The organism is Mesorhizobium sp. M0772 (assembly GCF_040320135.1).
Lineage (GTDB): Bacteria > Pseudomonadota > Alphaproteobacteria > Rhizobiales > Rhizobiaceae > Mesorhizobium.
The window spans coordinates 1-21,182 of sequence record NZ_JAMYPB010000059.1 but is presented as its reverse complement, the minus strand read 5'-3'; the positions used below and the strand labels follow the sequence as shown (position 1 = coordinate 21,182).

Here is a 21,182-nt window from a genome sequence, read left to right as displayed (position 1 = left end):
CTACTCGACGAGCTGAACGGATTGCGTCGCCGGAATGTTCTTCATCCCGAGGCTGGTGCAGTCCTGCTTGATCGTCGTACTGCCGGACCACTGGATGGTGTCGGCGACGACCTGAGTGCAGCCGCCGTTCCCGGAGAAGTTGCCAAGGTAGTTGACCTGCTGCCTGGGAAAATAGATGGCGCCGGTCAAAAGCGAGTCCGCTGTGCCGTTGAAGGTGCTCTGTGCCGCAGTCCCGGTCCTGTCGCCGTAGAACAGCACGCCGGAATAGGCTCCGGAGGTAGGCGCGCTCAGCGTCACCTTGGCGTTGCCGTTCATGCTGACGGTGTTGCTGCCGGCCATGAAGATGGTTACCCCGCTGCCGGCGACGACCGCGTTGGCGTTGACCTTCATACCGCCCTGCACGACGTAGACGCCGGGCTGCAGGGTGACGTTGCCGCTGAGGCTCATGCCGCTACAGTAGGTGCCAGGCTGGAGTGTTTGCGACGTCTTGTTGCCGTTGACATTCTTGCAAGGGTTGCCGGCTGTCGGCGTCGCCAAGCCGGAGAAAGGATCGGCTGCCGGCAAGGCTTGGGTGATGTTGGACTTGCAGACCGTGGTCGCCGGATTGTTCAGCACCATGCCGCCGACCGTGATCAGGCAGTCGGCCTTGAGCACCGCCGAGCCCTGCGTCTTTATGGCGTCCGAGGCAATCGAGTCCGACATGACCGAACAGCCGGTGAGGTTGACGGTGGTGTTGCCGGAAAAGAGCGCAGCCTGGGAGGCCGACTGACTGAGCGCCAGCACGCAAGCCTTGGAGGCGTCATTGATCAGCGCCACCGCCCTTGCCTGTTCGGCAACGGGCGCCTGGTTGAAAATCGCCGTGAAGTAGCGATCTAGGTTCTGCTTGACGATGACCTCCACCGCCTTCTTCGCGGTGTTCGGGCCGGACAATGGCGGCGTGTTGACCTGGATCGTGCCCGGCGTGGCAAAATTGTTCGAGGTCGCGGACTGCGTGGCGGCGGCGATGATGGTCGGGTTATCGGAACCCGCGACTTTCTCGAGCGCACCGGCATAGGCCGCGGCATCGGCAACGGCCTGCAGCTTGAGGCTGCTGTAATACCAAAAGGATGTCTCCACACCGAGGCCGGCGCCGCCAACCACGACCGGCAAGGTGAAGGCAACGATGACGGCAACGTTACCGTTCGTGGCGCGCCTTAGGCGGCTCAAAGCAAACCAAATCCGGGTGAACGCGTTGGATGCCATATGTATTAGAAACCATGAATAGATAAACGAATGTCTAAAAACTCCATTCCGATTCGATGAAGTCCGACCTGCCAGACGAAATAGGTGCGCTGCAATTCCTCCTCGCCTCGCATGTACCGAGATCAGGCCGCTCAATCTGCGGTCGATCTCTACGGGTTGGAAGCGGCGACCGCCGTGGCGCAGTGCGCTTTGGAGGCTCATTTCGACGGTCGACCAGATGACTATCGCTTTTGGTGCGATGTCTTTCACCAACTGAGAAGAGCAACTGACGGAACTTTTGCCGCGAAATCGTGTTCGTTCGAGCATGACCAGAATAGCCGACCTTGGACCGCCTAAGCCCGGCAAGCCACACCAACCGCAGGACGGGCACGATCGATTTCACCCATGCCCGATCTGCGGCCAGCAGGTCGACAAGCGCGACTTCCGCCAGGTCATGTGGCACGAGCAACCAGATCATGAGCCGCTGGAGCTCGATCAGTGAGGCAGGAACAACTGGGCCGCCAGCCAGAAGCCGACGGCCATCAAAGACAAAACAACGAGTGCGACGAGGAACAGCCTCATCGCCGGTTCCTACCACGCGTCAGAACAAAACCCGCCGACCGAAGCCAGCGGGCTTTTGTTGCAGGGCCGTGGTTTGCTTAGGATGTGGATCGCGGTTCAACACTGGGTGCCAATTGCGCCGTCACTGCGCTCAGACGCCCACGTTTGGTCAGTACTGGCTTGCTGTATTCTTTCTTCATGCAGTCCCTCCAGTGGAAATTTGAGGCAAAGCGCATTTACAGCCAAAGGTTGTCAATCAGCCCGCGCCTTGTCAATTCAAAAGGTGCCCGCCGCCCTTGCGTCCGGCGGACGAGAGACGTCACACCGCAAGCATCTCACCAGCCATGGAATCGTCCAACACCGTCCAGGTACTGAGGTTACCTAGCCGCAGGAGGGTCCTGAAGCCGCACAAGCTTGTCGAGATGTAGCCGTATCCGCTGGCCTTCAGCGAAGGACAGCGCAAACGATTCCAGGCCGAATGAGCGTGTAATTTCCTGGTCGGTCTCTATGATGCGGACGACCCATTCGCCACTGGCTCCGACCACTTCCACGCGAGGCGTGGCCTTGCGAATTGACACCACGTTGCTCATCACATCCTCCCTACGAAACGCAATGGCAAGTCGATTTAAGACCGTCGTAGTCGGTAGATCAATAACAAATGCTTGTGCGGATCGGACGAACCATCCTGGATGGGCATACAACGGGGGCTAATGCCACTTCAGTCAGGCGAACCCTCCGGGGAACCTCCCTTGAGATAGCGTCTGCTTCAGGTCGTTGGCATTCAGGATGGCCGCCAGCTCTTCGGCATACTCCATGTCGGGAAGGTCGACAGATGGGTGGCCCGCTACAATAGCCGGCAGCCCGGTGAACACGTCGAACACCGTCCACGTCCCATCCGGTTCCCGCCTTACGCCGTACCGCAGAGTTGCCATGAGGGGATGCTAATGGAAGCCGCGAATATATGGTACAAAAAATGCGAGCGGGCGATCGGACAACGGGCACGCCTTGCAGAAGTTTTGCCGCTACGACGGGTTCGGTCGGGCACGGCCAGAATAGCCAACCTCGGACCGCCCATCCCCGGCAAGCCACATGACCTGACTGGGAAGAGCATTTCTATGCGCGCCCCATTTGCGCGCAAAAGGTAGACCGTCGCGACTTCCGCCAGGTGATGTGGCACGAGCAACCGGACCACCAGCCGCTGGAATGCGACGCGTAAGAGCGCAGCACAACCCAACTGGTCGTCGCTATCGAAGCAGCGTTTGCGGGGACTTCTAGGCGCATGGTGGCTAGATGACCCGAATATGGGTGGGATCGGATGGCGCCACGATTTATAGCGAAACCACTGTCCTGGCCGACCGAACCGGCGGCTGGCTGGTCCGGGCCGGAATGAACCGGGGCAATGCCCGGCTCAACGGCTACGCTCTCGATCAAGTGCACCTGGTCCCGGAAGATCGCGCCGTGGAGGTCGGTTTCGGCGGCGCAGTTTTACTGCCGCAACTTCTCCCGTGAGGCAGCATTCGTTTGCGGGGTTGACCGCTCGCAGATGTCGTGAACGCTGCCTGCCGCCGGTTCGCCGATGCAGTGCGCGGCGGACGAGCCGAGTTCCGAATCGGGCTAGTCGAGGACTTGCCCTTGCCGGATAGCACATTCGACAAGGCTCTCAGCGTCCACACAGTGTACTTCTGGCAAAGCCTTAGAGCTGGATCCGCAGAGCTCGCTCGCGTCAAACCAGGCGGTCGCGTCGTGCTTGGCTTCCTCCCGAAGGCGCATATGGACAGGATGAACATGCCGGCCGACATTTTTACACCTCGCGAGCCGGATGAGGTCATTGCTGCCTTGCGAGATGCAGGGTTCAGCGACCCTGAAGTGCGGAGACCGAGCACGGAAACCGCATGGCTCGTTGTGACAGGCACGCGAAGATAAGTTTCGGCGCCTGGAAGCGGAAAAGCCCGCCGCCGAAGCCAACTGGCTTTGTTGCAGGGGTTTGCCTAGGCTCCTCTGGGTTCAACACTGGGTGCCAATTGCGCCGTCACTGCGCTGAGACGCCCACGTTTGGTCAGTACTGGCTTGCTGTATTCTTTCTTCACTGCAGTCCCTCTCTAGCGAATTTCGGCAAAGCGCCTTGGGCCTAAAGGTTCTCACTCATCGGTGCAGGTTGATGGCGTGCACACAGCCGTTACGGCCGAGAGCTTCTCGCGCTTCTTTAGTTCCGGCTTCTGATAAGGCTTCTTCATGCAGGGTTCCCCACGTTTGTCCCTCAATGCGAAAATGCGGTGCGCCGACCACGATTGTCAACCGGAAACACTGAAGTAGCGGCCGAGCGACGCCAGGGGCCGGCACGCGCGGTCAGGGCGGCGTGCGCAGCGTGGATGCTGCAATTGCCTGGCCGGTTGCCATGGCCTGCTAACGAGCGCACACTGCTGCGGTCGCCTCGAAAAATCAAAAACAAACAGGCACGAGGCGCTTGGGAGCGATCATCAGGCTTTCGCCCGACCAGGGAGAAGGCCCATGCCCACACCGGCACAGAGCCGGCTCATATATTTTATGGGCCAACTCGTTCACAACGAGAGCATCGTTTCCAAGCAGGATATTATCGTCGGCTTACTGGATCACGAAGGCAGTCCGACGGCCGACGCCGACGAATTGCTGGCGAACTTGCATCGATCACTGCAACAGGCCCGACAGAGCTTGCACGAGGCGCAAGAGATCTATGGAGTCAGAAATGCGGAGTAGCGAAAAAACAAAACTCGCATACACAGCCGCAGAGTTCGCCGAAAAACACGGTTTGACCGTGAAGGCAGCCGAAATCATCCTGTCCGTGAACGGCTCCTCACGTGTCGCTTGCGATGCAGCAGCACGCGCATTCAAAGAAGCGGTTGCGCACCGAGCACACAGCAATGACGGCGAATGAGGCCCGCGCCTGCTTCCGAGGCTGCGCGGGCCGACCATGACGAGTGGAGAGGACATCTTGGTCACCGGCAGGAATCGCTGAAGAACGAGCCGGGTGTGACCGAACAGCCTCAGAGCGAGGTTGTTCCCGACTGACGCAAAAAAGCCCGCCAACATGAGCCGGCGGGCCAAGTAATGGGTCGCTGTCCAATGAACGCGTTAGGTGTCTTCAGATGGATTTTGGTCGAGAAGCCGCCGCGCGTCAGGCGCAACAAATCGGGCGCCGATTGAACGCCCTGCGGACGCAGGAACGCCTTCGTCTCGCGGGCGCTCCGCGTAAGCAAATCTTCGCCGCCGAGAAGCTCAATCGTCTCGGCCCAACCGTCGTCTGCAAGCAATTCGTGTGTCATCGCAGTTAGAATCCCACCCGATTCCGCAGGGCAATACCTATCTTATCGCCTAGGCCCTTTTGCCCCTACCGCCGAGACATGACCGCGCACCACGGAGCTGTCGAACATCTGCACCAGGTGCGACCGGTGTCGTTGCGCCCACTTCTGTGCCGGATAAGCAAAGAATAGGCCGGTAAACGGTGAACGCAGTTCGGGGAGTACCCGCACCAGATCGAGCTGATGGGCGAGATAGCCTGGAAGAAAGCTGATGCCCAATCCTATCGCCACGAGCGCCCTCACCGTTAGCAGATCATCGCAGGTGAGGCCCCCTGTCAGGTCAACACCGATCTTCCGGTCGCCCGCCAGCATCGGCAGCGGTCGCGCCCATGCCTTGCTGAGGGCGATTAGATCGTGATGTTCGAGTTGCTCCAGTGAGACAGGTGTGCCCCGGCGGCCGAGGTAGGCCTTGGAAGTGTCCTGAAGGACCCGTCACGAAAGCGCGTGAGATCAGGCTGGAATCGCGCAACGGGCCGACGCGCACGGCGAGGTCGATGCCGTCGGCGACGAGATCGGCAACGCGGTCGGTGACGACGAGATCAACGGCGACCGCCGGATAAGCCTTACGGAACGCTGCAATAACAGGCGGTAGAAGCGTCTGCGCGATATCCACTGACGCCGTCAGCCGAAGCTGTCCGTCCATCCCCGCCGACTCTGCGCGAAGCTCAGCTTCGACGGTCTCGATTTCTCGCAGCGCGATGCGACACCGCTCGAAATAGGCTTGGCCCTTGGGCGTAGCGCGCAGCTTTCTGGTCGTGCGCTGGATCAACGAGAGCCCGAGCCGTCGCTCCAGGGCCGCGACCTTGGCGCTCACTGTCGTTGCAGGCATGCCGAGACGGCGCGCCGCGCCGGCAAAGCTTCCTGCCTCGAGGACGTTGATGAAGACACATATCTCGTCGATGCGCATTCCCGGATTATGCAGAAAACGGGATGCTCATTCCAGTCATCTCATATTTTCCGGGCAATGCATTTGCGCGATGATTTCGCTTGTGGAAATCGCCAGCAGGGGAGCGGAGGCCATGAACGATCAATCGATCAATCCCAATGACGCCGCCAGCGTCGTCGAAAAATATGCCATCAACCCGCGCGTTCGGGTCGGTCACGTCCATCTCAACGTCGCCGACATCGAGCGATCGCTAGCCTTTTATTGCGGTGCCCTCGGGTTCGGCGTCACCATGTCGCTAAGCGAGGAGGCTGCCTTTCTCGCGGCGGGCGGATATCACCATCATCTGGCGCTCACTAACTGGAAAAGCCGCGGCGGCGCCGCGCCCCCGATTGGCACGACGGGCCTACACCATGTCGCCTTTCTCTATCCGACACGGGCGGCGTTGGCGGCTGCGCTGCGCCGCCTGCGAGCAGCAGGGGTGACGCTCACCGGCGCGAATGACCATGGCGGCTCGGAGGCGATCTATGTGCGCGATCCCCGGCAACGGGGTAGAACTCTATTGGGATCGCCCGGAAGCGGAATGGCCGCGCAACCCGGACGGCGCGCTGAAACTGGTCAGCAATCCGCTCGACGTGGACAATCTCGCCCGCGAGGGGGCATCAGACTGCTAAGCCGGCCACCGCCATGGCGGGCTGCGTTCGGAGGACTGCTGCGACAGTGCTAGCCATTCACCGAGCCACGGAGCCGGTTGGCTGCGAGCGGAGGGCAACCACTCGGCTGGCGGGCTTCGCCACCCCAGGTATTAAAGTGTACGCTTCGAGAAGACCGTCGGCAAACTCAAGCGCTTAAAATGCATCGCAATACCCTGCGGGAAGAGAAGCGAAGCTTCGCATCCGAGCTTATAGGACTTGACCGGCGGCTAGCCAGACGGCTCCCGCGCGGCTGAGACGGCCCTGTCCCGTTCCTTTGGATGAACTGCGCCTTGTGGCCGGTGATGTTCTCGATCGCCTTCAAAAGGGGTCGATGGACCTCACAGAGCTTGGCATGCTCGCTGTGGTACGCACAGCGACCCGAATATGCTCTTGTGCAGCGCTTCGGCTGCCGCCAGGAAGCGCTCGATTTCAGCCCGGGAAAGCTGTTCGGAAGGTTTGGTTCTGGCCATTGGTGCTTGCGCAATTACTAATTTAGTGAAACCTTACGTTCTTCTGGGGAGTAGACGTGAGACCGGTCGGTCCAGCTATGGGCGGCATTGAACATGATGTTTTTCCGCGATTACTGATTGGGATGTTTGCCACGTCGACCGTGGTAGCGACCTGGACTTACCTAGCAACCGATTCGTTCTGGAAGTCCCTTGCATGGACCTTGCTGATTTTTATCATCTTTCAGGTTGCATATTTCCTATTTTCATTCGCGCTTTTCGACAAGCTTTGGTTGAAAAGAACCGAAGAAATACCGAACCCTGCCGAGCCTACCTGTCGAGACGGCGGTGTCTCATCTGAAGGGCGCTCGATGACGCTTTGAGGGAGACCGCCAGACACGAGAGCAGCGATCATGCTAATCTTTGCGAACCATGCGAAAGAAGGAAAGCCGTGGCAGCGCCAACAATCATCGAAAAGCGCGCTGGCGCTGGATGTCGCCACGGAGATCGTCGTTAGGGTGCGGACCGACGACGCCGAAGCCGAGGAGGGCGAGCGGGGTCTAAGGAGGAAACACAGATGGCTGCCTATCTGATAGCGGATGTAGACGTAAAAGACGCTGCCTTGTTCGAGGAATATCGGCGGGACGTTCCCGCTACCGAAGAGCGGTACGGTGGGCGGTACCTGGGCCGCGGTGGCGCCACCAAGGTTTTGGAAGGTGATTGGGATCCACACCGACTGGTCATTGTCGAATTCCCCGACATGGCGTCATTGATGGGCTGGTATAATTCGCCGGAATACGCCCGGCTGATCGAGATCCGCAAACGTTCCGCTAACACCAGGATCATCGCTTTAGAAGGGATTGCAACGCCTGCGGCGTGACCCATAAGCGCGGCCAGCGGACCCGACGACAGTTGGGCATCCTCAGCGTCATTTCTTCCTCACGGCGAGATGCCGGAGCAGCAAGACCACTTAGTACCGTCTATGATCAATTTGCCGCTGCGCCGGCGAGCGAGCAAAAGACGCGGGAACAGGTGTCTCGTGACCGCCGTGTTATCCCGATCATCCGAAGACGTTCGCTCTGGTGCGGGACGACTTCAAGTTCTTTTTCAAGGGTGTTCGGAGGTTGGCCCACGGCTGAAGGGCTGCACAACCAAGGGGCGACGATCAGCTTCTCCACCTTCAGACACATCGTGATAACCTGTCGGCCATGAAATCGGTGGCTTGAGAGAAACGTGGGCGGGCCCCAGGAGACTAATTTCTGCCCATGGGGAAGGCGATGTCCGCGCTAGCCGGAATGTCAGCTACCGAAGATCCGCCGTGTGAAGGCTGCCAGTCCGCTAACGGCCGCCCCAAAGCTGCCGGTCAAGACAAGGTCGCGTTGGAACCGATCCTTCGCATCCCCCGTTATCGAATGGAAGGGACATTACTTGCCATTAGGAGATGAAGAATGAAACGGCTTCTTTTTGCCACTGCCATGATGGCTCTTTCCAGCGGGCTTGCGTTCGCGGGGACGACAGGGACAACAGGGACGACGTCGAGTGGCTCCTCCACTACCACAACGATGCCGACGACAGATAACAACACGGATTCGACCACAACGAAGTCGACCAATTCGAACTCAGCGAAGGACTGTGCGCCCGGCCAGCAGAGTGGCAGTGCTAAGCAGGCCGCTCCTGGTCAACAGGATGACACCAGTGCCAAGTCCGCAGCCCCTGGACAGATGAAAACGACTGCCGAAGGTTGCTAATTGTGGCGGGAGGGGCCGGTTTGCACCGGCCGGAATGGATGCCTCCCGCTGCCGACCGGCGGCAACGGACCGGCCCGCGCCCTTCGATCAGCGCGGGCCGTTTTTCTGAAAGAACCTCCCTTAATCGTCCAAGGAGCCTGCAGCCTTTTCTTGGGCGAGCGGGAATGCATAGTTGGTTGCGGATGTGATTGTTGAATAGCGGCCCTTGGTGGGGCAGATTTGAACGCGACAAACGCCTCAAGCGGCACGCCCAGGAAATCGTATTGCTTCCCCCCTCGCTCAAACAGACCGAGAGAACCCTGGTCCGGGTCAATAGTCGAACTTGCGCATCGAGGTCGACGGCATGGTGCGTTTCAAGAAACCAGCGTGAGCCGCGGCCAGCCGGGTATGGACCGCCCTACAGGCTGAGCTGTATTCGAAGATGTGGCCGGGCGTAGAATGACCTCGCGTTCCGCCGCTTCGCGCGCCGCCCTGATCGGAGTTTTCGCGTTGACGGTGTGGGTGGCCGTCACGGCATCGGCTGCGATCTCCTCAGACGGTATTTCGGCACTTTTGTTCCTACGCGTCGGTAGCGACTCCGCTTGTTTAGGGGTCGCCCTCAAAGAGGAGAAAAGGTGGCAAGCTCGTCGTCTCCCTGCCGCCGGGGGTGTGACCCGGCGGCTTGCACGTTCGACTAGGGTCGTTTCAGCGGTGACCGGTCTTACGGCGTTGGCGCAGGATCCTGTTTGGAAGCCATCTCGTCGATCTTCTCGGCAAGCACGCTGTTGGCCCATTCGGTGACCTCGGCGTCGACCGGCTTGTTGGCCATATCGGCGAGCGCGTCATCCAGCGATGGGACGGCGGCAGCAGCATCGGCCGCCGCTATATTGGCGGCATCGAGCGCCGCCTGCGCTGCATCGATCTGCTCCTGGGTCGGGACTTGGTCGGCCGGAGTATTCGGGTCGTTCAATTTGGCGTTCAACGCGTCGACTTCCGCTTGGGCGGCATCTACCGCGGCTTGGGCGCCCTTGGCGGCAGCCGAAGCTGTCACATAAGCCTGAATGCCGGCGAATTTCTTGCTCTTGGAGTTCATATAAGCGTTGATGTTGCGCTGCAGCGAGTTCAGCCGGCCAAGCTTGGCGTGAATGTTCTTGTCCTTAGGCGTCGCGGCGACCTCAATGTCGTCGACGGCGACCTGGTCTTCGCCCGAGGCCTTCTTTCCGGCGTGAGCCGATGCCGACTTGCCGTGCGAAGCGCTGTTGCCGGACTTCCCGCCGCTGTTGCCGGACTTGCCGCTATTGCCGTGACCACCGCCATTGCCGTGACCACCACCATTGCCGTGACCACCACCATTGCCGTGACCACCACCGTTTCCACCCGCACCAGCGAAAGCAGGAGCGGTCACTAGCGCAAGCGCGGCAAGCGCCGCCAAAAGGGTTTTTCGGGATGTCATGGTACCTCCTCAGGCGAATAGCCACCTCGCCGATTCGTTATAGAGCGGCTTATAAGAGTTTCCTAATTCGACTGAATGAACTTTAGATAAATGCTTGTTGCAATGAGCGACTGACGACTGCGAAGCGCTTTGTAACCCTCTGAAATCTAGCAAAAAATCCGGAGTCGCAGACCGTATCGCCCTTTAGCGCGACTGAAGTCCCATACCGATCGACCTTGGTCGGGCGATGCACAACCGCGGAATGCTTGCGGCATTTCGGAGTATGGCGTCACCATGTGGCTGTGACTGCGCATTGGCAGACAACTCGCCGGGCGAAGACCCCAACAACCTCGAGCCCGGCGAGCCTTACACCTGATCAGAGTACGCGATCAGGACCGGGGATCAGCCGGCGAAAGATGTGGGTGCAATATGGGTGCCAAACTATTCGTCCCAAATTGGGACCATGCTGCGGCCGGCAAGCTGCGCTTAGGTCTCATAAAAGGCTTAGGCGCTGGCATCGGAAATGGCGATCGCTGGTCGCTCTGCGCCAAGCCGCAGGACCAGCATCATGGTTGCCCCATTTTGCAGAACTTGACGCACACAACCCCCCGCGACAAAGGCTGCTGGGCCGTCGTAGCGCCGATCTGCTCCGGCATGGCCGCGTGAATGCCCGCTCGACTCCAGCAACAGCTTCATCCTTGGTTGCGACGTTCCCGCGCGCGCCGCCGTCATCGAGCGTATCTTACTCGCCTAACCCGGATCGTGCCGCGTCCGCTTTCCGGGACGCACGGATCTATGCTCAATACCTAATATCAGGCGCGTACCTGAATGGGTCCTCGAGCCGAGATAGCGCGTTAGTCCATACCCGACATTGCGATGTCCAGAAATCGACCGTTTCGCGAACAGCGATGACTACTCGGAGCTGCTATCTCGTTTGCGCCACGAACTGTCCCCTGCCCTCAATGCTTCCAACGTCTCATTTGGGGGCCGATAACGGACTGACAGCTTCGAGCGTCGAGCCGTTGGGTTAGACCCTGACGCCGATGCGTGCGCCGACGGAATCTTCCAACAGTCAACAACGCCGAGCTAAGCATCGAGCAAAACCGTCCCTCGCGGGCGGCTGCAACATGCCAGGACATAGCCGGCAGATTTCTCTTTAGCATTCAGTCCGCCCAAATCGTCCATGGTAACCTCGCCGGATAGTTTGGCTATTCGGCACGTTCCGCAAACGCCCTGCTGGCAGGCGGTTGGGATGTAGACGCCACAGTTCCGCGCCGCGTCCAGCAGGGTCTCTCCGGGCGCGCAGCGATGCTCCACACCCGAGCGGACAAAACGGACCGAAGACGAAATCGCCAAGCCCAATTCCGACCGAGAACCATTGCTGCCTCCGAAACTCTCCTCGTGATACTGCGCTGGCGGGAAGCCTATTGCATCAAGGCAGGCGCGTGCCGTCTTCATGTACCCTTCGGGCCCACAGGCAAAAACAGTGCGCTTTTGAAGATCGGGAACCAGGCTCAGCAGCATCCGACCATCAATTCGGCCGGTTGAACCCGTCCAAGCGGGACCTCCCTGGCCGCAAACCAAAGTCACTTGAACATTGGGAAAGCGAGCGGCAAGTGCTTCCAGTTCCGCTCGGAAGATGATGTCGCCTGGGGTTTTCGCGCTGTGAATGAAGCGGATCTCCCTGTCGTCTGCGCGGTCTGTAAGCGCACGCAGCATTGACATGGTCGGAGTCACGCCGCTCCCGCCCGAAAGGAAAACAGGTTTCTCCGACGGCAATTTATCCAGATTGAACGAACCGAGCGGCCCTTCGATCTCGATCTCGCTGCCCGGCGTCAAATGGTCATGGATCCAGTTGGAAGTGAGCCCGCCCTGCGTTCGCTTCACGGTGATCTGAAGATCAAGCGGTCGCGTCGGCGGTGACGATACCGAGTAGGCGCGCGTTATTGTGGCGCCGTTGATCCTGAGGTGCACGAGAACATACTGGCCCGCGCTGAAGCAGAACATCCGACCAGCGGCAGATGTGAGAACAAATGTTTTCACATCGTGCGTCTCGTCTATCACGCGACGGCAGAGCACTATATCTCGCGTCTTTTGTGCCCATCGCCGCTGACGCATGGTGGGCACGACATCTGAGGCTTGGATGGAGGCGTATGCATTCATCGTGCGGCTCGGCGTTAGGTCGAGCGAACATGCCAGTTCTTACCCCGCTGAACAGCAATATTATCCCAGCGTTATGATCGGGAATATCGATTAAACCTCCAGCGACATAACAGCGAGATGGAGAGCACGGATGCCTTTGCGAATGATCGGTTCGTGTTTGCGGCGTGCCAGTATCGCCGTATGGACTGGCTGGTGCAAGGTCGGCGCTCCTTCGACCAGGAACGATGGAATCTCACCGGTAAACCTGCGCGCATCATCGCTGCGCATGTAGCAAGTGCCGCCCGTTCGCCGGAGCATGATCTCCGCCAGAGCTTCCGATCCGGTCGAAAGTCGGCAGATCGCCAATTGAGCCAGCATCTCTGCGTGCGTTTTCTCCAGCACGACGGTGTAGCCTGGGCGGATGTAGGTGTCGGGATCGACGTCCGACAGGTTTCTGGCGGCAGTCGAAACCATTAAATATTCCTCGACCATCAGGTGCTCGTATGCGATCTCAGGCAAGTAGCGGGGGGCATAAAGCACCGCGATATCCAGGTTTCCCATGCTGAGGTCGCTGACCATCTGGTTCGAATAATCCGACTCGACATGGATTGAGGACTTCGGAAGTGCTTGGCACAGGGTTTCGACCCACCCGGGCAGGACTGAGCGGGTCATGCCCACTTGGGCGGCAACGCGCAAGGTGCCTTCGAAACGGTTGAAGGCCCGGACATCGTGGCGAGCCTGCGACCAAGTGGATACCAGAGATCTTGCGTAGGCTTCGAACCGGCGCCCTGCGGCAGTCGGCTCTGCCCCGGCGCGTCCGCGTTGGAACAGTTCAGATCCGATTGCGCTCTCCAGGTTCTTGATGCGGGTGCTGATTGTCGATTGGGTTAAGCCCAACCGATCTGCGGTGCGATTGAAATTTCTCGATTCGATGATGTCGAGAAAGGTTTCGATGTGATCAAGCTGCATGGAAATCCCGATCGAAAAATTCGATCATGTTCCTGCCTACCATAAGCTTGATCAAACAATACTCAAGGGGGAAGCTGCACCAGATCATCGGCCGGCGCACCGCCGGGACGGGCCACGGAGCGGAACAAAGTGTTCATAGTTGATTGCGACTGTCACAATTACTGGTCAAGCGCCACCGTGTTGACGCCATACCTTTCCGGCTTGTGGAAAGACATGTTCACCGAGGGCGAGAAAACAGGTCCAGTCGGCGCATTTCCGCATGGCCATCGCCCCTGGTTTCATCCGCAGGACTTCTCCCGCAAGGACGTCCGTCCGAAGACGGAAGCCGACAATTATCTCATCATGAAAGAGAAGCACCTCGACAAGTACAAAGTCGACGTGGCGATCCTCACCGGCGATGAGCCGATCGAGGCGTCGACCCTCGCCAATCCTTACTATGCCAGCGCCCTGGTCAGCGCCTACAATGACTATCAGATCAACCAATGGCTGCCGAAAGACGATCGTTTCATGGGTTCGATCATCATCGCACCACAGGATCCGAAGCTCGCTGCCGCCGAGATACGCCGTCTGGGCAGTCATCCGCGTATGGTCCAGGTTCTCGCTTCCCAAGGGTCCGTCAAGCCGTATGGAGACCCGTTCTACCATCCGATCTACGAAGCTTGCGCTGAAGTAGGGTTGCCGTTCGCCATACATCTGGGCGGGCATGGCGGCGTGAATTCAACTGCCATTGCGCCTGCGCCCACGACATTCTTCTGGGAAACGCATGCCATTTTGCACATGTCCGCGATGTCGCACGTGGCAAGCATGATCGCCCATGGCGTCTTCGAGAAGTGGCCGGACCTCTACTTCGTGATCATCGAGTGCGGTGTCGCCTGGGTTCCGTCGGTCCTGTGGCGCCTGGATGCCGACTACAAAGCGCTGCGTAAAGAGACGCCATGGCTGAAGATGCTGCCATCGGAATATTGCCGGCGCAACATCCGCTTTTCCACGCAGCCGCTGGAGCAACCTGCAAACATCCAACATCTCTGGTCCACGCTCGAAGCGATGGACGGGGAAAACACGCTGATGTTTGCGTCGGACTATCCGCACTGGGATTACGACGATGCCAACACGCTGCAAATCCCTCCTGCCTGGAAGAGCAAGATCATGGGACTGAATGCGTTGGAAGTCTACAAACGCATCCCCCGTGCGCAAGCCGCGAATGCTGCCTGAGGAAGCATACGATGCCCGAGAAGACATATATCTGCCGCGTCCACGAGATCGAAACAGGATCTCCGTTTATCGCCAAGATCCGCAGCCTTTCGGTCGGGATTTTCCGCATCGGAGATTCATTCCACGCGCTGCTGAATGTCTGTCCGCACCGCGGCGCTCCACTTTGCGAGGGACCGCAATGCGGGACAACCGCGCCCGTTGAACAAGCGCAATTCATCTATCATCGCGAAAACGAGATCGTTCGATGCGCCTGGCATGGCTGGGAATTCGACATCAAGTCAGGTGAAGCCTTGGTCGATCCGTCCATTCGCGCTCGCACATTTCCAGTCACCGTCGAAGCCGGCAGCATCTATGTGACGGCCTGATTGGCCCAAAAGCCGATTGGGATTGGAAAAATTCGAAGAAAGATGGCCGAAGCCAACTAGCAGATTTGTTCGCAGGTGCTTGAAAAAAATAACGCGGAGAACTCCGCAATGGGAGAGTCAAATGTCAGAATCTGAATACAAGCTTGGTCTCGCGCAAAGCCTGGTCGGTGGCGGCAAAGTTTCCCGCCGCGACTTCATTCATCTTGGGATAGCCGCAGGCCTGACGGTCGCCGCCGCCGACACGCTCTTCGTCGCCAAGGCGCGTGCCGAACCGATGCACGGCGGCTTCGCCAAGCTCGGCATGGCTCATGGCGCGACGACGGATTCAATCGATCCGGCCGGCTACCCCGATACGTTCACACAAACCGCGTTTTCGGGCTCGCTATCCAACAGCCTCACTGAGGTCGACGCCAAAGGCAATGTCCAACCGGACCTCGCCGAGAGCTTCGAATCTTCGGATGGGGCCAAGACCTGGGCCTTCAAGCTGCGCAAAGGCGCAACCTTCCACAACGGCAAGACTGTGACGGCGGATGACGTCGTGACGTCATTGCAATATCACATGGGCAAGGACACAAAATCGGCGGCGAAGTCGCTGTTGGAGTCCGTCGCCGGGATCAAGGCCGACGGCCCGGAAACGGTGGTCTTCACGCTCAAGAGCGGCAACGCCGATTTCCCTTACATCATGAGTGACTACCATCTGGTCATCATGCCAGCCAAGGACGGCAAGGCGGACTGGGCTTCAGGGGTTCGCACCGGCGCTTTCCTCCTTGAGAATTTCCAGCCCGGCGTTTCGGCGAAACTCAAGCGCAATCCAAACTACTTCAAAAACGGCAAGCCCTATCTCGACGAGGTGGAATTCATCGCCATCACTGATCTTGCCGCTCGCATGGCGGCCTTGTCGACGGGCGAGGTGGACTATATCGGCCGCGCCGACCTCAAGACCCTCGGCATGTTGAAACGCAATCCGAAGGTGGAAATCGTCGAGGTCACCGGCTACGGACATTATACCTTGCCGATGAATGCCGCGATGGCGCCGTTTGATAATCCAGACGTGCGAACGGCATTGAAATGGGCGATCAATCGCCAAGAAATCGTCGACAAGATCTTTCTCGGCCACGCCACCGTGGCTAACGACAACCCGATCGCGCCAGCGATCAAATTCGCCAAGGATCCGCAACCGCAACACAACTTCGATCCGGAAAAAGCCAAGCACTACCTGAAAAAGGCCGGAATGGAGAACCTGAAGGTGGATCTCTCGGTCGCCGATGCCGCTTTTGCAGGCGCGGTGGATGCGGCTTCGCTCATTCGCGAGACGGCAGCCCAATGCGGCATCGACGTCAATGTCGTGCGGGAGGCCGAGGACGCTTATTGGGACAATATCTGGCTCAAGAAACCCTGGTGCGCATCCTATTGGAGCGGTCGAGCGACGGCCGACTGGATGTTCACGCAAGCCTTCGCCGCGGACTCCAGCTGGAATGAGTCGTTCTGGAAAAATCCCCATTTCAACGAATTGCTTGTTAAGGCGCGGGCCGAGACGGACGAGGCCAAGCGAGCGGGAATGTATGCCGAGATGCAGCAACTAACCCACGACGATGGCGGCAGCATCGTGCTGGTCTTCAACAATTTCGTCAGCGCCCAATCCAAAAAGCTCGCACATGGCGAAGTGGCGCCCAACTGGGAGAACGATGGACTGAAAATGGCCGAACGCTGGTGGATCGCCACGGCATGAAAAGGCGGCCGGGGCCACGATGGTTGTGAGGCTCCGGTCGGCTTGCTCCGAGTGCAGGACTGCCGCCCAAGGGAGACGGCACTCACATGAACCCCGTCGCAAGAACGGTTCTGCAGCGCCTTGGCCTCGGCCTGGTCACTTTGTTCATCGTGTCCATCATCATCTTCTCTGCCATCGCGGTGCTTCCGGGCGACTTCGCCAAGGCCACGCTCGGGCAGTCGGCGACGCCCGAAACGGTCGCCGCCTTTCAGCGGGAAATCGGCATCGATCGTCCGCCTGTCGAGCGCTATTTCGTCTGGGTCGCGCAAATGCTTCACGGCGACTTCGGCTCTTCGTTCGCGAGCCGCACCGGATATCGGCGTACCGTGGCCGAGATCATCGCGCCACGCCTCTACAATACGATGTTTCTTGCAGCGGTGACCGCGCTGATAGCGGTTCCGCTGGCGCTTGGGCTTGGCATTCTCGCCGCGCTGTACCGCAACGGCTGGTTCGACCGGCTGGTGAATGCCGTGACACTGACAACTATTTCGTTCCCGGAGTTTTTCGTCGCCTATATGCTCGCCTACCTGGTGATCTCGCGCGACACGTTCATTGCATCCGATTTCGCTCAATCCCTGCCCCATTGGCTCAGTATCTCACTGACCTGGGCACTCAATGCGGTTCCCAAATTTCCGACATTGTCGAATGTGAACGATCAGACCCCATTTTGGGAGCACCTCTGGAAAGTGGCGCTGCCGGCAATCACCCTTACACTCGTGATCGTGGCCCACATGATGCGCATGACCCGAGCGGCCATCATCAACATGCTCGCAAGCCCCTACATCGATATGGCGCGCCTCAAGGGAATGTCCCCGATGGTGATCGTGCTGAGGCATGCCCTGCCCAATGCCTGGGCTCCCATCGTCACTGTCGTGGCGTTCAATATGGCATATCTCATCGTCGGAGTGGTCGTGGTCGAGGTCGTTTTCGTCTATCCCGGGATCGGCCAACTGATGGTTGATGCGGTAAAATCCAGGGATGTTCCGGTTGTCCAGGCCTGTGCCCTGATTTTCGCCGCGACCTACATCCTTCTCAACCTGCTGGCCGACATTATTTCCATCGCCACCAACCCCAGGCTCTTGCACCCACGATGACCAGATCCCAATCTATCGCGGCGGTTCAGAGGCTGAGGCGCTCGCGTGCCAGCCGGGCGACAACAGCGCTGAAGAAGGCACCGCTTAGTGCATGGTTCGGCATCGTGGTGATCGTTGGCTACGTCCTTGTTGCGGTCTTCGCGCACTGGATAGCCCCATATGGCGAGACGCAGGTCTTCAGCGAAGCCTTCGCGCCGTGGAATCAGGAATTCAAATTGGGAACCGACCAGCTCGGCCGCGACATGCTCACCCGCTTGATCTACGGTGCGCGCAACACCATCGCTATCGCGGTCGCGACTACATTGCTCTCCTTCGCGGTAGGCGTGTCGCTCGGCCTCCTTGCCGCATTGTATAGGGGGTGGCTCGACCAGATCTTGTCGCGTGCGGTGGACGTGCTGATGTCGATCCCGAGTCTGATCTTCGCGCTGGTGCTTCTGTCGATCTTCGGCTCGTCGATCACCAGCCTGATTGTTATCATTGCGCTTCTCGATTCCACCCGTGTCTTTCGGCTTTCTCGCGCCGTTGGGCTTAACGTGGCCGTGATGGAATATGTCGAGGTGGCGCGATTGCGCGGCGAGGGACCGAGATGGATCATCGCCAATGAAATCCTTCCCAATGTCATGCCTCCACTGGTCGCCGAGTTCGGCTTGCGATTCTGCTTCGTGTTCCTGACAGTCGCGGCGCTGTCGTTCCTCGGAGTCGGTATTCAGCCGCCGACGGCCGATTGGGGATCAATGGTGCGCGAGAACGCAACCCTGATCACTTACGGCGATGTCACGCCGCTGCTTCCGGCCGGCGCGATAGCTCTTCTTACCGTATCCGTAAATTTCGTTGTGGACTGGTACCTGCACGCAACAAGCGGGTTGCGGGATGAAAAGTAGCGATCCAGGCTCACGCGAAAAAGGAAAGGATCTACTGCAAATCCGCAATCTGCATGTGGAGGGATCCTCGGACGAACAGTGGCATCCCATCGTCCGCGGGATCGATCTTACGCTGAAGCGGGGGGAGGTTCTTGGCCTAATCGGCGAGTCAGGCGCCGGCAAGTCCACCATTGGCCTTGCCGCAATGGGCTATGCCAAACCGGGCTGCCGGATCACACAGGGCTCGGTCCTGTTCGACGGGATTGATCTCCTGGCAGTCAATGAAAAGGGGCGCCGTCGTCTCCGGGGCTCCCGCATTGCCTATGTCGCGCAAAGCGCGGCGGCCTCCTTCAATCCGGCACATCGACTTTTGGAACAAACCATCGAAACCGCGGTGGCGCATGGAATCGTCAGCCGGGAAGAGGCGAACCGGAGCGCCGTGGATCTTTATCGGCGTCTTCAGCTCCCAGAACCCGAGAGCATAGGCTTTCGCTATCCTCATCAGGTCTCAGGCGGGCAGTTGCAACGGGCCATGACAGCGATGGCAATGGCTTGTCGACCGGACCTCATAATATTCGACGAGCCAACAACGGCGCTCGATGTGACCACGCAGGTTGAAGTCCTTGCCTCCATTCGCAACATCGTTGAGGAATTCAGTACTGCTGCAATCTACGTAACGCATGACCTGGCGGTGGTGGCGCAAATGGCGGATCGCATCATGGTTCTGCGACACGGAGTTACCGTGGAGGTGGCTGACACACGCCAGATGCTGGCCTCCCCCAGCCAGGAATATACGAGGACGCTCTGGGCAGTCCGCAAGCTCGCCAAGCCCGAAGTTCCAGCCGATGACTATCTCTTGACGATAGACAACGTCACCGCGGCTTATGCCGGAGGTGTCAAGGTGCTCCAGGATGTCTCCATCAAGGTTCCGCGCGGAAGAACAGTGGCTGTGGTCGGCGAATCCGGTTCTGGAAAATCGACGCTCGCTCGAGTCGTTACCGGCCTCTTGCCGCCAATTTCGGGTTCGATTTCTTTTGCAGGCCAGCTCCTTTCGAAGAGCCTGAAGGCGCGGCCGAAGGAGGTCCTGCGTCGCGTCCAGATGATTTATCAAATGCCCGACAACGCCCTTAATCCGCGCCAAACGGTCGAAGAAGTCTTAGAGCGGCCACTCGAATTCTACCTCGGCCTCAAAGGCGCGCAGAGAGATCGCCGGATAAGCGAACTTATGCACATGGTCGAGATGAGCGAGGATTTTCTGGAACGTCTACCTGGCGAGCTATCAGGTGGCCAAAAACAACGCGTCTGCATTGCGCGGGCGTTGGCCGCCGAACCGGAGCTTATCATCTGCGACGAGATCACATCCGCGCTCGACCAAATTGTGCAGGAGGAGATCCTCAAGCTTCTGATGCGCCTACAGCGTGAACTCGGGATGAGCTACATCTTCATTACCCATGACATTGCCACGGTGCGCGCGATAGCAGACGAGATTGTCGTCATGCACGGCGGCAAAGTCGTCGAGCAGGGATTGAAGAGCGTGGTTCTCACACCTCCGCATGCCGCTTACACCGAACGGCTTTTGTCCTCTGTTCCCGAAATGGATCCTGACTGGCTGACAAGATTGCTGGCCAGTCGGAAAATCTGACAGGTTGCAAGGTGGTCAGGAATTAAGTCCCCGTCCGCCCATCTTCCACGTGCTTTGAAGGGCATGATCGAGCTCCACGCGCAGCGATCAGCGCGACTATTATGCACGCCTTCTGGAACCGTCTATCGCTGATCCAGGACCATCAGGCTAGGTTTGACGCTGAGGCGTATCGGAAATACGTTCGCGCACGGCATGCTCGGTCTTGTCTGCTGTGGACTTCACGATCTCGCCGAGCTGATCGGCTATCGTGTCTGCTTCCATATCTTGCCGGCCAGCTTCCTGCTTGATGGTCTCATAGGCGTCGGCGGCGACCTGCTTGGCCTCATCGAGGCCCCTGTCGAGCAAAGTTTCGGCGGAATCGCGAAGCTTGTCGCCATAGGCGCCTAGTTGCTCGTCCTCCGTTGCGGTATGGGGCAGAATTGCACCTATAGCGGCGCCGATGGCGAGACCGACGGCCGCAACGGCCAAGGGTTGATCCTCCAACAGATCTTGCGCGGAGCGGCTGGCTTTCGCCGCCATGTCCCCAGTCGTCGAGCTTGCATTGGCAGCGCTTCCCGTCAGACCCGCCGCAGCGGCTCTTGCGGTGCTCGATATGGTGTCGCCGACGCTGGTAGCGCTCGAGGAGATCGATTCCGCGGCATCGGAGAGCGTGCCGCCCAAGCCGCCGCGCTCCCCTACTGCATCATGTCGTCCCGGCGCTGAAGGCAATGGATAGCCAGCCGAACGGTGGGCGGCGTTTGAGGTACCGCTGCCGAACATCAGCCAGGCCAGACCTGCGCCCACCATGGTGACCGGCAAAGGATTGTCTCGGACCTGCGTTCTGAGATTGC

At 59.1% G+C, this 21,182-nt stretch carries 24 protein-coding genes and 1 pseudogene; 14 read left to right on the top strand and 11 right to left on the bottom strand.

What is annotated here, in order from left to right; all coding sequences use genetic code 11:
- Window positions 1-1,206: a pilus assembly protein TadG-related protein gene (locus tag NKI06_RS27110; RefSeq protein ID WP_502900622.1), complete on the bottom strand. Its 1,206-nt coding sequence runs from the start codon at window positions 1,204-1,206 to the stop codon at window positions 1-3.
- A gap of 147 nt (window positions 1,207-1,353) precedes the next feature.
- Here NKI06_RS27110 and NKI06_RS30955 point away from each other — a divergent pair, with 147 nt between their 5' ends.
- Entirely contained in the window at window positions 1,354-1,578 is a 225-nt protein-coding gene (locus NKI06_RS30955) for a Y4oE-related protein (RefSeq protein WP_081725497.1), read from the top strand.
- A 581-nt stretch (window positions 1,579-2,159) separates the two neighbouring features.
- On the opposite strand, the gene NKI06_RS27105 is transcribed toward NKI06_RS30955, so the two are convergent.
- Together NKI06_RS27105 and NKI06_RS27100 are read right to left on the bottom strand one after the other, a co-directional pair.
- The gene (locus tag NKI06_RS27105) at window positions 2,160-2,372 is read right to left on the bottom strand and encodes a hypothetical protein (protein ID WP_023815941.1); all 213 of its coding nucleotides are present in this window, start codon (window positions 2,370-2,372) and stop codon (window positions 2,160-2,162) included.
- A gap of 132 nt (window positions 2,373-2,504) precedes the next feature.
- A complete protein-coding gene (locus NKI06_RS27100) occupies window positions 2,505-2,663 on the bottom strand; it encodes a hypothetical protein (RefSeq protein ID WP_245276573.1) in 159 nt (52 codons plus the stop codon).
- Window positions 2,664-3,072: 409 nt separating this feature from the next.
- On the opposite strand from NKI06_RS27100, the gene NKI06_RS27095 reads away from it, so the two are divergent.
- The 4 genes from NKI06_RS27095 to NKI06_RS27080 all read left to right on the top strand — a co-directional run bounded on the left by NKI06_RS27095 (window position 3,073) and on the right by NKI06_RS27080 (window position 4,693).
- Window positions 3,073-3,291 (top strand): hypothetical protein, encoded by a 219-nt coding sequence (locus tag NKI06_RS27095; protein WP_023685378.1) that lies wholly within the window; start codon window positions 3,073-3,075, stop codon window positions 3,289-3,291.
- A 39-nt stretch (window positions 3,292-3,330) separates the two neighbouring features.
- Complete coding sequence (locus NKI06_RS27090) at window positions 3,331-3,705, top strand: class I SAM-dependent methyltransferase (protein ID WP_023815939.1); 375 nt, start codon at window positions 3,331-3,333, stop codon at window positions 3,703-3,705.
- Window positions 3,706-4,290: 585 nt separating this feature from the next.
- Window positions 4,291-4,515 carry a hypothetical protein gene (locus tag NKI06_RS27085; protein ID WP_023690459.1) on the top strand — a complete coding sequence of 75 codons (225 nt, stop codon included), beginning with the start codon at window positions 4,291-4,293 and terminating at the stop codon, window positions 4,513-4,515.
- Window positions 4,505-4,693 (top strand): hypothetical protein, encoded by a 189-nt coding sequence (locus tag NKI06_RS27080; RefSeq protein WP_245261925.1) that lies wholly within the window; start codon window positions 4,505-4,507, stop codon window positions 4,691-4,693. The genes NKI06_RS27085 and NKI06_RS27080 overlap by 11 nt, the downstream gene beginning before the upstream one ends.
- Window positions 4,694-4,802: 109 nt before the next feature.
- Here the strand turns inward: NKI06_RS27080 and NKI06_RS27075 are convergent, their stop codons facing one another.
- The 4 genes from NKI06_RS27075 to NKI06_RS27060 are packed head-to-tail and all read right to left on the bottom strand — an operon-like array spanning window position 4,803 to window position 6,226.
- Entirely contained in the window at window positions 4,803-5,081 is a 279-nt protein-coding gene (locus tag NKI06_RS27075; protein WP_023670652.1) for a hypothetical protein, read from the bottom strand.
- A 42-nt stretch (window positions 5,082-5,123) separates the two neighbouring features.
- A complete protein-coding gene (locus NKI06_RS27070; RefSeq protein ID WP_081727382.1) occupies window positions 5,124-5,492 on the bottom strand; it encodes a LysR substrate-binding domain-containing protein in 369 nt (122 codons plus the stop codon).
- A complete protein-coding gene (locus NKI06_RS27065; protein ID WP_023690457.1) occupies window positions 5,398-6,024 on the bottom strand; it encodes a LysR family transcriptional regulator in 627 nt (208 codons plus the stop codon). Before NKI06_RS27065 ends, NKI06_RS27070 begins: the two co-directional genes overlap by 95 nt.
- A 7-nt stretch (window positions 6,025-6,031) precedes the next feature.
- Window positions 6,032-6,226, bottom strand: a complete 195-nt coding sequence (locus NKI06_RS27060; protein WP_023694062.1) for a hypothetical protein — start codon at window positions 6,224-6,226, stop codon at window positions 6,032-6,034.
- Here NKI06_RS27060 and NKI06_RS27055 point away from each other — a divergent pair.
- From NKI06_RS27055 to NKI06_RS27045, 3 genes and pseudogenes are all read left to right on the top strand, one after another.
- Window positions 6,137-6,674: pseudogene (locus tag NKI06_RS27055) on the top strand (VOC family protein). The gene NKI06_RS27060 and the pseudogene NKI06_RS27055 sit on opposite strands and share 90 nt — an antisense overlap.
- A gap of 547 nt (window positions 6,675-7,221) precedes the next feature.
- Window positions 7,222-7,524, top strand: a complete 303-nt coding sequence (locus NKI06_RS27050; RefSeq protein ID WP_245262001.1) for an exopolysaccharide production repressor protein — start codon at window positions 7,222-7,224, stop codon at window positions 7,522-7,524.
- Window positions 7,525-7,718: 194 nt separating this feature from the next.
- Window positions 7,719-8,021: a DUF1330 domain-containing protein gene (locus NKI06_RS27045; protein ID WP_023670645.1), complete on the top strand. Its 303-nt coding sequence runs from the start codon at window positions 7,719-7,721 to the stop codon at window positions 8,019-8,021.
- Between the two features lie 1,568 nt (window positions 8,022-9,589).
- Here the strand turns inward: NKI06_RS27045 and NKI06_RS27040 are convergent.
- The 3 genes from NKI06_RS27040 to NKI06_RS27030 all read right to left on the bottom strand — a co-directional run bounded on the left by NKI06_RS27040 (window position 9,590) and on the right by NKI06_RS27030 (window position 13,411).
- A complete protein-coding gene (locus tag NKI06_RS27040) occupies window positions 9,590-10,321 on the bottom strand; it encodes a hypothetical protein (RefSeq protein ID WP_031206149.1) in 732 nt (243 codons plus the stop codon).
- A 1,065-nt stretch (window positions 10,322-11,386) separates the two neighbouring features.
- Window positions 11,387-12,343 (bottom strand): FAD-binding oxidoreductase, encoded by a 957-nt coding sequence (locus tag NKI06_RS27035; protein WP_196814936.1) that lies wholly within the window; start codon window positions 12,341-12,343, stop codon window positions 11,387-11,389.
- A gap of 210 nt (window positions 12,344-12,553) precedes the next feature.
- Window positions 12,554-13,411, bottom strand: a complete 858-nt coding sequence (locus NKI06_RS27030) for a LysR family transcriptional regulator (RefSeq protein WP_023690450.1) — start codon at window positions 13,409-13,411, stop codon at window positions 12,554-12,556.
- A 129-nt stretch (window positions 13,412-13,540) separates the two neighbouring features.
- Between NKI06_RS27030 and NKI06_RS27025 the strand changes: the two genes are divergently transcribed.
- The 6 genes from NKI06_RS27025 (at window position 13,541) to NKI06_RS27000 (ending at window position 20,352) form a co-directional block, all read left to right on the top strand.
- A complete protein-coding gene (locus tag NKI06_RS27025) occupies window positions 13,541-14,623 on the top strand; it encodes an amidohydrolase family protein (RefSeq protein WP_031194312.1) in 1,083 nt (360 codons plus the stop codon).
- Window positions 14,624-14,634: 11 nt separating this feature from the next.
- A complete protein-coding gene (locus tag NKI06_RS27020) occupies window positions 14,635-14,988 on the top strand; it encodes a Rieske (2Fe-2S) protein (RefSeq protein ID WP_023690448.1) in 354 nt (117 codons plus the stop codon).
- Window positions 14,989-15,109: 121 nt separating this feature from the next.
- A complete protein-coding gene (locus NKI06_RS27015) occupies window positions 15,110-16,717 on the top strand; it encodes an ABC transporter substrate-binding protein (protein WP_023816773.1) in 1,608 nt (535 codons plus the stop codon).
- Between the two features lie 86 nt (window positions 16,718-16,803).
- Window positions 16,804-17,850, top strand: coding sequence for an ABC transporter permease (locus NKI06_RS27010; RefSeq protein ID WP_023696782.1), 1,047 nt, complete (start codon window positions 16,804-16,806; stop codon window positions 17,848-17,850).
- A 104-nt stretch (window positions 17,851-17,954) separates the two neighbouring features.
- The gene (locus NKI06_RS27005; protein WP_352625198.1) at window positions 17,955-18,731 is read left to right on the top strand and encodes an ABC transporter permease; all 777 of its coding nucleotides are present in this window, start codon (window positions 17,955-17,957) and stop codon (window positions 18,729-18,731) included.
- Window positions 18,721-20,352 (top strand): ABC transporter ATP-binding protein, encoded by a 1,632-nt coding sequence (locus NKI06_RS27000; protein WP_352987663.1) that lies wholly within the window; start codon window positions 18,721-18,723, stop codon window positions 20,350-20,352. Before NKI06_RS27005 ends, NKI06_RS27000 begins: the two co-directional genes overlap by 11 nt.
- Before the next feature lie 147 nt (window positions 20,353-20,499).
- Here the strand turns inward: NKI06_RS27000 and NKI06_RS26995 are convergent, their stop codons facing one another.
- Window positions 20,500-21,150 carry a hypothetical protein gene (locus NKI06_RS26995; RefSeq protein ID WP_352987662.1) on the bottom strand — a complete coding sequence of 217 codons (651 nt, stop codon included), beginning with the start codon at window positions 21,148-21,150 and terminating at the stop codon, window positions 20,500-20,502.
- Window positions 21,151-21,182 lie beyond the last annotated feature (32 nt).

What these genes read in the sequence shown, in the direction of transcription:
- NKI06_RS27095 (WP_023685378.1), top strand. Translation starts at nt 3,073, where the DNA reads ATGACCCGAATATGGGTGGGATCGGATGGCGCCACGATTTATAGCGAA.
- NKI06_RS27105 (WP_023815941.1), bottom strand. Translation starts at nt 2,372, where the DNA reads ATGAGCAACGTGGTGTCAATTCGCAAGGCCACGCCTCGCGTGGAAGTG.
- NKI06_RS27080 (WP_245261925.1), top strand. Translation starts at nt 4,505, where the DNA reads ATGCGGAGTAGCGAAAAAACAAAACTCGCATACACAGCCGCAGAGTTC.
- NKI06_RS27060 (WP_023694062.1), bottom strand. Translation starts at nt 6,226, where the DNA reads ATGGACGTGACCGACCCGAACGCGCGGGTTGATGGCATATTTTTCGAC.
- NKI06_RS27000 (WP_352987663.1), top strand. Translation starts at nt 18,721, where the DNA reads ATGAAAAGTAGCGATCCAGGCTCACGCGAAAAAGGAAAGGATCTACTG.
- NKI06_RS30955 (WP_081725497.1), top strand. Translation starts at nt 1,354, where the DNA reads ATGTACCGAGATCAGGCCGCTCAATCTGCGGTCGATCTCTACGGGTTG.
- NKI06_RS27010 (WP_023696782.1), top strand. Translation starts at nt 16,804, where the DNA reads ATGAACCCCGTCGCAAGAACGGTTCTGCAGCGCCTTGGCCTCGGCCTG.
- NKI06_RS27075 (WP_023670652.1), bottom strand. Translation starts at nt 5,081, where the DNA reads ATGACACACGAATTGCTTGCAGACGACGGTTGGGCCGAGACGATTGAG.
- NKI06_RS27040 (WP_031206149.1), bottom strand. Translation starts at nt 10,321, where the DNA reads ATGACATCCCGAAAAACCCTTTTGGCGGCGCTTGCCGCGCTTGCGCTA.
- NKI06_RS27030 (WP_023690450.1), bottom strand. Translation starts at nt 13,411, where the DNA reads ATGCAGCTTGATCACATCGAAACCTTTCTCGACATCATCGAATCGAGA.
- NKI06_RS27085 (WP_023690459.1), top strand. Translation starts at nt 4,291, where the DNA reads ATGCCCACACCGGCACAGAGCCGGCTCATATATTTTATGGGCCAACTC.
- NKI06_RS27015 (WP_023816773.1), top strand. Translation starts at nt 15,110, where the DNA reads ATGTCAGAATCTGAATACAAGCTTGGTCTCGCGCAAAGCCTGGTCGGT.
- NKI06_RS27065 (WP_023690457.1), bottom strand. Translation starts at nt 6,024, where the DNA reads ATGCGCATCGACGAGATATGTGTCTTCATCAACGTCCTCGAGGCAGGA.
- NKI06_RS27020 (WP_023690448.1), top strand. Translation starts at nt 14,635, where the DNA reads ATGCCCGAGAAGACATATATCTGCCGCGTCCACGAGATCGAAACAGGA.
- NKI06_RS27045 (WP_023670645.1), top strand. Translation starts at nt 7,719, where the DNA reads ATGGCTGCCTATCTGATAGCGGATGTAGACGTAAAAGACGCTGCCTTG.